Source organism: Paraglaciecola sp. (assembly GCF_030730205.1).
GTDB lineage: Bacteria > Pseudomonadota > Gammaproteobacteria > Enterobacterales > Alteromonadaceae > Paraglaciecola.
In genome coordinates this window covers 33,114-45,507 of record NZ_JANQVQ010000125.1, presented here as the reverse complement: position 1 = coordinate 45,507, position 12,394 = coordinate 33,114, and the positions used below count along the sequence as shown (strand labels likewise).

The following is a 12,394-nucleotide window of genomic DNA, read 5'->3' as shown; positions in this document are numbered from 1 at the left end:
TTATTTATGGATCTAATAACAGTACATAGGTATAAAATGTAAGTCATTTTGTCGAAGTTACCTTGGTATTTTTAGTTCGTGAAGTATTTAAAACCCATCATTATCAGTATCACCGTGTTGTCTCTGCTAGGCCTAGGCCTTGTTGCCGGCACTTATTTCTACATTAAAGCCGATCTGCCTAGTATAGAAGTATTAAAGGATGTGCGCCTACAAACTCCTATGCGTATTTATACCCAAGACGGGAAGCTGATTTCTCAGTATGGCGTCAAAAGGCGTATCCCGCTTGTTTTGTCAGAAGTGCCACCACAACTCATTCACGCAGTGATCGCCACAGAAGACAGTCGCTTTTATCAACATCCCGGTATAGATCCTATCGGCATGATGCGCGCATTGGTTAATTTAGTTTTAACTGGTGAAAAAGGCCAAGGTGGCAGTACCTTAACCATGCAGCTGGCTCGAGACTTTTTTCTTACGAGAGATAAAACTTATATTCGTAAAATAAGAGAAATAATCATTGCTTGGCACATGGAACAGTTATTGAGTAAAGACGAGATTCTAGAGTTGTATCTCAACAAAGTTGAACTAGGGCATCGAGCTTTTGGCTTTGGTGCAGCCGCTCAGGTGTATTATGGGAAAACGGTAAATGAATTGAACTTAGCGCAGATAGCGACCATTGCTGGTTTACCTCAAGCACCTTCGGTGCTCAATCCAATTAGTCGTCCCGACAGAGCTATTGTACGCCGCCGTATCGTATTAATGCGTATGCTTGATGAAGGCTATATCAGCCAAGCTGAGTTTGAGAGCGCTAACAATGCGCCGATAACTGCTAAAAAACACGGTGCTGAAATTGAGTTAGATGCCCCTTACTTAGCCGACCAAATTTACAACGAAATGATAGCATTATACGGCAAAGATGAAGCGGAAACAGGCGGATACCAGGTATATGCTACTGTGCCATCAGATTTACAGATAGCCGCACAAAAGGCGTTGCGTCGTAATTTACATGATTATGATGAGCGTCATGGTTACCGTGGTCCGCTACAACAACTTTGGGTGAGCGGCACTGAAACATCGCTTAAAAGTGAGGTGAAAGCAGCAAATGAGCACAGCAATGCATGGTCTGAGCAGCAGATGTTGGAGTTACTGAATAATTATCCTACTTACGAAACATTGCATGCTGCAATTGTGACCAAAGTGAATGCTCAAGACATCACTGTGTTTGATAAAAATGGCCAATACCGCACCATTGATTGGGAAGGCTTGGACTGGGCAAGGCCTTTTATTAATGATAACAAACAAGGGCCAGACCCCAAGTTAGCCAGTGATATTGTGCAAGCTGGCGCCTTAATTTTAATTCGTCAGCGTGAAGACGACGCTCATTGGCAAATCGCGCAATATCCTCAGGCCAGTAGCGCAATTGTTGCATTAAATCCACACAACGGTGCAGTCCAGTCAGTGGTAGGTGGCTACAGTTTTTACCAAAGTCAGTTTAACCGCGCTACGCAAGCTAAACGTCAAGTAGGCTCGAATATCAAACCCTTCATCTATTCGGCAGCATTGGATCATGGCTACACCTTAGCCAGTATTATTAACGATGCGCCAATTACCCAATGGGAAGCAGGTACCGGCACTGCTTGGCGCCCGGAGAACTCTCCCGCAGAGTATGATGGGCCTATTCGTTTACGTGTTGCGCTAACTAAGTCTAAAAACGTCGTGTCGGTGCGCCTAGTACGCGCCTTAGGTTTAGATACCGTAAGACGGCATTTAACACGTTTTGGTTTTAGCTTGGGCGATATACCTAATGATGAAACAGTCTCTTTGGGCTCAGGCTCACATACTCCTTTAGAAATAGTGACGGCGATGGCCACAATTGCCAATGGCGGATTTTTGATTCAGCCCTATTTTATTCAACGCATTGAAGATGACTACGGTAAAAAGTTATGGGAAGCCAATCCTGCTTATGCCTGTGACCCTTGCGAGATTGCAGCTGTTAAAGAAGAGCGAGACCTATCACAATCGTTAAGCGATGCCGATATAGAAGCCTTACTTGCCGCCGAATTAAGTGGCAAAACCAACAACAGTCCTAAGGATCTTCCACCGAAGCGTCAAGCGCCGCGGGTTATCAGTGCAGAAAATGCCTATTTAGTGGCAGAGATGATGCGCTCAGCGGTGCAGATTAATGGAAGTTGGGATAATCGTGGTACTGGTTGGCGTACAGCTTTACTCCTAAGGCGGGACGATGTAGCAGGAAAAACCGGTACTACAAATGATGTTCGCGATACCTGGTTTAGTGGTTTTACTCCTGACCTTGTGGCCACCACCTGGGTTGGTTTTGATGACAGCAATAGACGTTTAGGCCGGGCCAGTCGTAATCAAAATTTGGTGAATAAAAATCCGCAAAAATTTAACTATATTGGTAATGCGATGGCAGAAACGGAATCCGGCGCTGTGGCTGCCCAACCTGCGTGGATACGCTTTATGCAGATTGCATTAAATGGTGTTACTGAACATCAGTTACCCATGCCAACTGACCTGGTTACCGTTCGAATCGATAAAAATAGCGGCAAGCTAACTAATCGTACAGATAAAACCTCTATGTTTGAGTATTTTGTAGAAGGGTCACAGCCCCAGATCTTTGTGACTGAAAGTGAGATAATTGAATCTAAAGATAGTGAGCAAAACAGCAAAGCTGAAGAAGAAATATTTTAATTTTACTTAATAATCAAGAAGGTCGGATCATTATCCGGCCTCGCACAGTTTACAATGGACGATTAATTGATGTCAGCATCAAATAGATTGTGCAAAAGTATTCATAAACGACAGATGAATACCATAATTAGTCGAACTAAAAAGACCTAACAGGACAAATAAATGACAGATAAAGCAGAATCAAATGCTTTGTATATTCCCCATGCAGGCCCCGCTTTACTAGAGACACCGTTGTTAAATAAGGGCAGTGCTTTTAGTGCCACTGAACGTGTTGCTTTTAATTTAACAGGCTTATTACCCCCTCGTTACGAGACCATTGATGAGCAGGTAGAACGAGCCTACATGCAATACTCAAGCTTCGAGGAGCCTATTAATAAGCATATCTACCTTCGAGCGATTCAAGACAACAACGAAACACTTTTTTACCGCTTAATTAAACAGCATATTGATGAAATGATGCCCATCATCTATACCCCAACAGTAGGTGATGCCTGTGAGCAGTTTTCTGATATTTATCGCAGTTCACGTGGATTATTTATCTCGTATTCAGAGCGCCATCAAATCGATGACATTCTGCGAAATGCCACTAAACGCAAAGTAAAAGTCATCGTGGTGACTGATGGTGAACGTATACTCGGCCTAGGAGACCAGGGTATTGGCGGTATGGGTATTCCCATCGGTAAATTGTCGCTGTATACCGCTTGTGGCGGTATTAGCCCCGCGTATACCTTGCCTGTGATGTTAGATGTAGGCACAAATAACGAAAAATTACTGGCTGATCCTATGTACATGGGGGCACGACATAAACGAATCGGCCAAGCGGAATACGATGAGTTTATCGAGTTGTTCATCAAAGCGATATATCGCCGCTGGCCCGAGGTTATGTTGCAATTTGAAGATTTTGCACAGGCCAATGCTATGCCAATTTTAGAGCGGTATCGTCATCAAGTTTGTTGTTTTAATGATGATATTCAAGGCACTGCTTCAGTCACTGTTGGCACTATTTTGGCAGCCTGTAAAACAAAAAACACCACCTTGTCACAGCAAAAAGTTGCCTTTGTTGGTGCAGGTTCAGCTGGTTGTGGTATCGCAGAGCAAATAATTAAGCAAATGTGCAGTGAAGGGATCACCGATGCTCAAGCTCGTAGCCAAGTATTCATGGTGGATCGCTTTGGCTTGTTGGTGGAAGGAATGCAAGGTTTACGGGATTTCCAGCAGCGCCTATGTCAAAGCAATGACGCATTAACTGATTGGTCTTACAGTGGTGAATATCCCTCACTCATGGATGTGGTTAATTGTGCTAAGCCTGACATTCTTATTGGCGTATCGGGCCAAGCAGGTTTGTTTACTGAGCAGGTTGTCCGTGGCATGAAGCAACATAACCCTTTGCCAATTATTTTTCCTTTGAGCAATCCATCGAGACAGGTTGAAGCGACGCCTGAGCAAGTGATTGAATGGACGGATGGCGAAGTGATTATCGCGACAGGTAGCCCTTTCAAGCCAGTAGAATACAAGGGTAAACTATTTACTATCGCCCAGTGTAATAACAGCTATATTTTCCCTGGTATCGGTTTGGGTGCCATTGCGGCTAAGGCAAGTTTGATTAGCGACGAAATGTTGATGGCAACGAGTGCAACCCTAGCCGAAGCTTCGCCACTGGCGACGACTGGCAAAGGTGCACTATTGCCGCCTTTACAAGATATTGCTCAGTTAAGTAAGAAAATAGCGTTTGCGGTAGGTAAAGTTGCTATGGCACAAGGTTTAGCCTTAGAAGTCTCTGATGAAATTTTACTTGAGCGTATTGAAAAACATTTTTGGTTACCTCAATACCGACCTTACAAACGAGTCAGTATTTAATCTCACGTCACACTTCAAGTTGAAAGCCGGATGACTCCGGCTTTTTTGTGCTTATTGCACGACCTTTACGGTTTCAATTAATGGTTTTATCGGGCCTGGATTTTCATCTAAGCGATAATCTAACTGGACTAAAATATTGCGTTGTACTTGCGCTTGCCCGCCCACAATTTGTGGTTTGTATTGCCACTTTTGTAAAGCTGCGATTGAGGTTTTACCAAACACATTGTCGGGCTCAGCTTTGATAATCTTAATATTACTGGTACTGCCGTCTTTTTCGATATCAAACTGTAATACCACTGACCCTTCTATTTTTTGTTGGGCAGCTTGTAAGGGGTATTTAGGCTCTATCCTGACAATCGGACTCGCCTCATTGATCTTGCTGGTTTCTATCGCATTACCTTGTTGATTCGCCATGGCGACACCTGCGAGTAGACCGAGACTGGTAATAATAGAAAAAACTAGGCTACTCTTTTTTACTTTTGTTTTATTTTTAATGCGCTCTATACGTAATAACATAGGGTGTTTTGCTCCGTATTGTGAATAAATCGACAGTGTTGGGGTATGGGCTTGGACACAAAGCAACAAGGCTCTGCTATAAGCCATTTTTTCTTGAGTTGATTTGTTGATTAATACTGTTTCGTCACAGGCAAGTTCTTGGCTTCGGCGGAATGCACCATAGGCCAGCCAAACCAACGGGTTAAACCAAAACACAGCAACAAACAGTAGCGCAATTAAGTTATACAAATTATCGCCACGCTGAAAATGCACCAGTTCATGTTGTAAAATCAGTTGCTGCTGTTGCAGGCTAAATTTAGTGGTGAAATCGGCAGGCAATAGTAAGCGAGCAGGGCGAATACCCGAGATAAGAGGGGAGCGGACGTGCTGTGATTCGAGTACCTTTAAATATTTAGGCAAAGCCACCGGCATTTGTGCTGTTGCAAGTTGGCGTTGTGCTCCTTGATGAATTTGCTTTTGGGCAATACATGCGATACTCAAAACACAGAATACACCAAGCCACCAGACCAGCTTAAAACTAAGCATATTGCCTGCTGTATAATGGGATGTACTTACTTTAACTGCATACTGATATAGCACCGGATTGTCTAAATTTAATAGGTCTTGCGGTAAATTATTGGCCAACAATATAAGTGGAACGAGCCACCATAAAGCGTAAACATGGTTGGCGCTGAGTTTTTTCAAGGCTTTTTTCTCGGCGACTAATAATAACAATAGCGCCAGACTTAACACCAGTTGCTGTGAAATGAGCCAGTTAATCATTGTCTTTTTCCCATTGCTCAATCACGCTCTTTAAATCTTCAATATCTTGGCGAGATAATTTTTCTGTATTGGCAAAACCCGCGACTAAGGGGGCGACTTTTCCTGCGAATAAGCGACTAACAAAGCTGCTACTTTCAGAGCGTACATAATCGGTTTTGTTGATGAGGGGAAAATACAAATAGCTGCGCTGAGGCTTATCAAAGTCGACGGCTTGTTTTTTAACCAAACGGCTCAGTAAGGTTTTTACGGTCTTTTCGTGCCACCTTTTTTGCTGGTTAAGACGAGCAATAATATCGTTAGCAGATGCCGGATACCCTTGCCACAATGCGTTTAATACTTCAAATTCAGTTTTTGTTATTTCAATCATTTTATTGATTACATTTGTAGTCAGTTGATTTAGATTACACTTGTAATCAAAAAGTGCAAGCATTTTTGTGTAATTTTTCCTCAGTTAGCGGAATAACCGGCTGTTGAAGAGGCATACGTAACAAAACTGAGAGGAACTCAGTCAATAATTGGGTTTGCGGAGTAAAATTTTTCATCACTTTAGCCATAAACTCGATATGATAGTGCGAGGTTTAAGAATGATTCTTGTAACACGTGGTGACAGAGCTTGAGCAAATTGATTTGCAAAAATAAACAGCAAGGACAAACCTCCTTAAGTGTATTGACATGGTTGGTGGCCATTATTTTGGGCATTACCCTCACACTATTCTTGATGCGTAATGCGCTGGTCAAAGCGACCATCGAGTATGTGGCGGCTGACCAAGACATCAGCGTTGATTGCATTGCGGTTGATCTAAGCTGGCAATTAGATGTGCTGATTACACAGCTATGTATAACTTCGCCCAATTTGTCGCTTGTAATAAATGACGCGGTTTGGAACAGAGCTGATGGGCATATCTCTGTGCAAGCTATGCAAATCAAGCACCACCTCACGGCACAAAACGAGCAGATAACTCCCAGTGACCCTTCCTTCGAGCTAGCCTTAATACCCACTAATCTTCCTTCTGTGCGTATTAAGCATGTGCAACTGACTTCCTCGTTATTAGCTGAGCCTTTGGCTTTTAGCCTTAACCTTGAGAACGCAACTGAACTCACGTTAGCAGGGGATATCAATGCCAAGCTAAGTTTAAAAGATAATCGAGTCAGTGCTCACGTTAATTGGTCTGCATTTGATGTGGTTAATTATGTGCCTGCGGCGAAAGCGTTTGTGCAGCAGTATCCTGATTTACTCAACGACAAATTGCTCAAAGCGTTTACGTTAAGCAGTGACATCGATTTTGACGGTGCCGCTATTCAAAGCACTCACTTAATAGAGTTTACAGAGGCAGTATTACTGAGCAACTGCCACCTTGGTTTGTCATTGAAAGGAAGCAGTGCCTTGGTCATAGGCGATATTTTTAAAGCGCATAATATGACTGCCGATTTTAGTGAGCTGAATATTCACGTTGATTTGGCTGACTGCGCGAGTCGCCCACAGTTAATGCAAGATTGGCAGGCTGAGCAGTTTGTTATTACTTTACCGCAGCCAATAGATATTCAGCCTACGCAAGTAAACCTGCCGCAAATAATCATAAGCAAAGTATCAGATAAGGCAGAAAGTGAGTCATGGCTGAGCTTGGAGCTTAAGCAGTTTAACTATATTTTATCTGGTGAAATGACAGCAGATTATCAACTTCAGCTCATCCAAGATTTAGCTCAATATACGCAACAAACTGGCAAGGTGACTGTGCTAAGTCGTGGAAGTCTGAACTTATCCTTGGCTGACAGCATCGATTTAGCAAGCAGTGGATGGGGGCTAAGTGCAAAGCAAAATCAGCTCACTCTTGAAAACTATCATCACAACAGCCTGTCTATTGCCAGCGCCCAATTAGGCTTTGAGTTGCAGGGCGATCAAGACATGGGTTTAGCGCTGAGCGGGGATTTACAAGCGTCCAAGCTGGTGACTAAGGATATGGCACTGAACGAAATTAGCAGTCAATACCATCTTAATATCATGCCCTCTTTAAACTTTACAATGACGCTAGACGGGATTGTAAATAAGGTAAAAAGATCTGAACTTGAAGTGGCAAGCGCCAAAAGCCAAATTCAATTGTCTGGTCAACTCCATCCTGATAAATACAATGCGCTTACTCAAGCAATAAGTGCGCTGAGTTTGACAGGTAAAGCCGCTGTCAATCAGGTGCATGACTCTGCGAAGAGTGTTGCCAAAGTAGGAGTTCAATTTAAGGTGAAAGGTGAGTCTCTCTCTGACCTGACATATTCTCTTGAGCATCAGGTAAATGATGTGCAATCTGCCGCGCTTAAAACGTTAAATATCAGCGGTTCTATTCAGGGGCGTATTCAGGATATGCAGCAGCTTACTTTCAATGGCGTGTCGAATATTGCGGCACTTAATGTCAGTATAAATGAAAAAAAATTGAAGTTAGCGCCTACGTCTCTTCGCCATAAGGGCTCAAGCGGTCTTAACTTACAAACCACCCTTTCAGTGCATGAGCTCAGTTACGCAGGGCTGCCTATTGGCCATATCAGCCAACAACAAGCTGAGGTAAAGCTTGAATTTGAATCAGTGAAAGTCAGCACTATTCAGGCTCTCATCTCACAAATATTGCCAGATCTTACCCTTGTGCAAGGTAATTTTTCGGGCACGGTTAACAGCTCCCTAGCGCCAGAAAATGGTGTGTTTAGTGTGCACGGTTTGATGAGTATTAATGATGTGGGGGGACATTATGCTAATACCTTATTCAGTGGGGTCGACCTTACCTTACCTGTTAAATTTGATTCAGCGGGACTTCAGTTAGATAAAACTACACTGAAAATTAGTTCGATAAATCCCGGGATACCCGTAGAAAAAATTGAAGGCATTTTAGTTTCAGAGCAAGGCGCGTTTAAATTTGAGAATATTTCGGGTGATATTCTTGGAGGCAGATTCAGCATGAATGAGGTGTGGCTCGATCAACGTGAGCAAGTCTTCGATGTGGTATTGCAAGATCTTGATCTTGAAAAAATGGTAGCTTTACAAAATCAGCCTGGCATTCGAGTGACGGGCAAAATGATGGGCGCAATTCCGATTGCAACTCAAGGGGCTAGCGTGGAAGTCGACAATGGCAGACTTGTTAGTCAACGTGGCGGAAAACTTACCATCAGTAACAATGCAGCGTTCGATACGATCAAGCAGCAGCAAAGCAGCCTAAGTTTTTTAGAAAATTATCAATTTAGTCAATTGAGTAGCAAAGTGACCTTTAAACCAGACGGTTGGTTGTATCTTGATTTGGCTTTTGTTGGCGAAAACCCACAAAAAAAACAAGCAGTGAATTTTAATTATAGTCACCAGGAAAATATGTTTGACCTACTGCGCGCCTTACGGGTCGCAAACGGGATTCAAGATAAAATTGAAAAAAATATTACTCAAGGAGGTAAACAGTGAAAAAGATGATAGTAGTCCCATTAAGTATGCTCATAGTCGCTTGTACTCACACCGTTCAAGTAGAAACCAAAGAGCCAATTACTATAAATATTAACGTTAAAATTGACCACGAAATCAGGGTCAAAGTTGACAAAGAACTTGATAATGTCTTTAGCGAAGACAGTAACTTATTTTAATACTTAGCCGTGGAGTCGTTTCAATGAAAATAAATTTTTACCGTCAAATTCTACTTATTATCAGTTTATGTTTTAGCAGTTTAACCTTTGCTTTAGAACTAGATGATGCTAAGCAGCAAGGCTTGGTAGGAGAGAAAGATAATGGCTATTTAGGTGTTGTTGTAGCGCAAGCTGACGCGCAAGCCTTAGTCAACGAAGTCAATCAGAAACGCCGAGATATTTATGTAGATCTCGCGGCAAAAAATAATATTACCTTAGAACAGGTAGAAAAACTGGCAGCTCAAAAAGCGTACGCAAAAACGCTGTCTGGCCACTATCTATGGGTGAATGGCTCATGGCAGAAAAAATAAAAGCGAGATATTGGTAACGTTTAAATAAAGCCAAGCAGGCATAAAAATGTCTGTTTGGCTTTTAATACTTCCGCAATACTTCTACATTTAAAAGTAAATCTCAGCTCTGGAGCGAACCTTTGAGATATTTACTTTTTGTTCTGTTCTTTCATTTTTCAAGTCCTACGGCACAAGAGTTAAGAATATACGCTGTAGATGAGCCACCAGCCGCTTACATCAATCAATATGAGCAGCAAGATGGTTACGTGCTGGCGATTGTAAAAGCCATGCAAAAAGAATTGAGTAACAACACCCCAATCCTCTTTATTCCTGAAGGGCGGGCGCTCACTATCATGGCACGTGAACCCAACGTGATCTTAATCGGTATTTCTAGAACACCTTCCCGTGAGCATCACTATTTTTGGCTCGCCCAAGTTATGGTCAAAAAATGGCAAGTCTATGCCTTAAGTGGTGTTGCAATGAATATCGACACACTTGACGATCTTAAAGTCTTGGCAAATATCGGTGTGGTGCGAGGTGACGTCAGAGAAGAGTGGTTAATTAATCGTCATTTCAAAAATTTAAACTCCGTGACCTTGCACAAACAAAATATTCAAATGCTTAAGCTAGGGCGAGTAAATGCCATTGTCTATGATGAGCAAGGCTTACGATTCCATGCAAATACGTTAGGATTTAGGCTGGGGGATTTCACACCTGTTTACACGGTTAATATGGCTCCGGTGTATATTGTGATGTCAAAATATTCTAATCCAACCTTGGTGAAAAACTGGCAACAAGCCTTTAAAACGATTTCTAAAAATGGTGAACTGCAAAATATTTCAGAGCAGTGGCAAACTAAGTTGGCTCAAAAATACAATATGACCAGTGAAATACGTAACAACATCCTTGTTTTTTGACTTGTCCTTTTGCGTTAAATCTAAACCTTGAACCGCCCTACATTATTATTTAAACCATGAGCAAGCTTCGAAATATTGGACGCAACAGAATTTGTTTGTTTAACCACATCGTTACTTTTTTCTGATAAACCATTTAACAAACCAATCGTGCGGTTGATGTCATCCACCACCTCACTTTGTTCCTCGGTAGCCGTTGCTATCTGGAAAATAATGCCGGTTGTTGTAGTGACTGAGACCGTTACTATTTCTAAGGCGTCGTGCAGCTTTTGCGACATGTCTACCACGCCCTCTACTTGAGATGCGCCACTGGTAATGGCAGTCACCGCTTCTTCTACGCCTTTTTCTAAACCAGCAATCATTTTTTGAATGTCTTCGGTTGATTTTTGTGTGCGGCTTGCCAAGGTACGTACTTCATCTGCCACTACCGCAAAACCTCGGCCCTGTTCGCCGGCTCTAGCAGCCTCAATTGCAGCATTAAGTGCAAGCAAATTAGTTTGGTCAGCAATAGAGCGAATAACATCTAACACCTTAACAATTTGATTCGATTCAGTAGCAAGTTTAGCAATAACTTCTTTAGCATGAGAGATTGCCTTAGATAGCTGCGTAATAGTCGCTACCGATTCATCCACCACTTTTGTTGATGCAATCGTATTTTGTTTCACGGCTTCTGTTTCAGTTTGTGCCGTTTGTGAACTTCGGGCTATTTCGTGGATTGCTTGGCCCATCTGATTAAGGGCGTCTGAAATCTGATGCAAGTTAATTGATTGCTCTTGCGATATCGATTGGTTTTGTTTAGCTGAACTATCTAAGTCTTTGACGGTTTGATTGAGGGTTACAGCATCATCTTTGACATCAACAATTAAGGCTTGTAGCTTAGACATCATTCCGTTAAATGTGCCCGCTAACGTAGCCAATTCATCTTTACCTTTTGCGTCTAGACGTGAGCGCAAATCCCCTTCACCTTCACTGATGGTTTTAATCACGTTATTCAGTTCACTTACACGTGTTGTAACCAATCTCGGACCAATAACCACACTGGTTACACAAACAATCAATGATATTAAAATAAGAAGATTGAGGATTATTTGCTGATTTGAACTTGCCTGTTTGGCCTCTTCAGTGATTAGATCAGCGACTTCTTTGGCTTTGCTCCCCATCACATCGTAGTTTTCTCTGAGTCGCTCAAAATCCGCCATCACTTCATTACTAAGCTTGTTTGACGCTTCTTTAAGCTGCCCCTGATCAGCCAAAGTAAACACACTTTTTGCTGATGTTAGCCAACGGTTGTAATCACTTTCAAACGAGGTAATTGATTGTTCTATCTGCGGGTAGTCCTTTAACAAGCTTCTGGTTTTATTCATCCGATCTAAAGCTTGTTTCGCATTGTCATTAAAATCTTGCAAATCATCAGCGGTGTCAATTTGCCCATGATTTTTCTTCATCAAATAGTTTTGACTGGCGGTTAAGGCTTGATAAAGATCTCTGTCTGCGTTTAACGCTGCTTCAATAGAATTAATAAAGGTACCAGAAAGTCGCTCCGTATTTTGCGTTAAATTGCTGTTTGACCACAGGCTCAAACCACTGATAAGCACTAGCATAAACGTAATGGCTAACAAGGGTATAGCAAACTTATAGCGGATGGATAAATCGTTGATATTCACGGATACAGCCCCTTACATCGGTATAATTGGTAAATTT

9 protein-coding genes are annotated in these 12,394 nt (G+C 42.2%); 6 read left to right on the top strand and 3 right to left on the bottom strand.

Features of this window, described 5'->3' with window-relative positions; genetic code table 11:
* Positions 1-78: 78 nt before the first annotated feature.
* Together NWQ57_RS08970 and NWQ57_RS08965 are read left to right on the top strand one after the other, a co-directional pair.
* Positions 79-2,709, top strand: a complete 2,631-nt coding sequence (locus tag NWQ57_RS08970) for a penicillin-binding protein 1A (RefSeq protein ID WP_306021808.1) — start codon at positions 79-81, stop codon at positions 2,707-2,709.
* Between the two features lie 162 nt (positions 2,710-2,871).
* A complete protein-coding gene (locus NWQ57_RS08965; RefSeq protein ID WP_306021807.1) occupies positions 2,872-4,566 on the top strand; it encodes an NAD-dependent malic enzyme in 1,695 nt (564 codons plus the stop codon).
* A gap of 51 nt (positions 4,567-4,617) precedes the next feature.
* Here the strand turns inward: NWQ57_RS08965 and NWQ57_RS08960 are convergent, their stop codons facing one another.
* Both NWQ57_RS08960 and NWQ57_RS08955 read right to left on the bottom strand, forming a co-directional pair.
* Positions 4,618-5,844: a M56 family metallopeptidase gene (locus NWQ57_RS08960; RefSeq protein WP_306021806.1), complete on the bottom strand. Its 1,227-nt coding sequence runs from the start codon at positions 5,842-5,844 to the stop codon at positions 4,618-4,620.
* Positions 5,837-6,211 (bottom strand): BlaI/MecI/CopY family transcriptional regulator, encoded by a 375-nt coding sequence (locus NWQ57_RS08955; protein ID WP_306021805.1) that lies wholly within the window; start codon positions 6,209-6,211, stop codon positions 5,837-5,839. Before NWQ57_RS08955 ends, NWQ57_RS08960 begins: the two co-directional genes overlap by 8 nt.
* Before the next feature lie 246 nt (positions 6,212-6,457).
* Here NWQ57_RS08955 and NWQ57_RS08950 point away from each other — a divergent pair, with 246 nt between their 5' ends.
* The 4 genes from NWQ57_RS08950 (at position 6,458) to NWQ57_RS08935 (ending at position 10,696) form a co-directional block, all read left to right on the top strand.
* Positions 6,458-9,274, top strand: a complete 2,817-nt coding sequence (locus NWQ57_RS08950) for a YdbH domain-containing protein (RefSeq protein ID WP_306021804.1) — start codon at positions 6,458-6,460, stop codon at positions 9,272-9,274.
* Positions 9,275-9,279: 5 nt separating this feature from the next.
* On the top strand, positions 9,280-9,450 hold the full coding sequence (locus NWQ57_RS08945) for a YnbE family lipoprotein (protein WP_306021803.1): 171 nt from the start codon (positions 9,280-9,282) through the stop codon (positions 9,448-9,450).
* Positions 9,451-9,473: 23 nt separating this feature from the next.
* On the top strand, positions 9,474-9,800 hold the full coding sequence (locus NWQ57_RS08940) for a YdbL family protein (RefSeq protein WP_306021802.1): 327 nt from the start codon (positions 9,474-9,476) through the stop codon (positions 9,798-9,800).
* Between the two features lie 119 nt (positions 9,801-9,919).
* Positions 9,920-10,696 carry an ABC transporter substrate-binding protein gene (locus NWQ57_RS08935; protein WP_306021801.1) on the top strand — a complete coding sequence of 259 codons (777 nt, stop codon included), beginning with the start codon at positions 9,920-9,922 and terminating at the stop codon, positions 10,694-10,696.
* Positions 10,697-10,716: 20 nt separating this feature from the next.
* Here NWQ57_RS08935 and NWQ57_RS08930 read toward each other — a convergent pair whose 3' ends face one another.
* Complete coding sequence (locus NWQ57_RS08930) at positions 10,717-12,357, bottom strand: methyl-accepting chemotaxis protein (RefSeq protein WP_306021800.1); 1,641 nt, start codon at positions 12,355-12,357, stop codon at positions 10,717-10,719.
* Positions 12,358-12,394 lie beyond the last annotated feature (37 nt).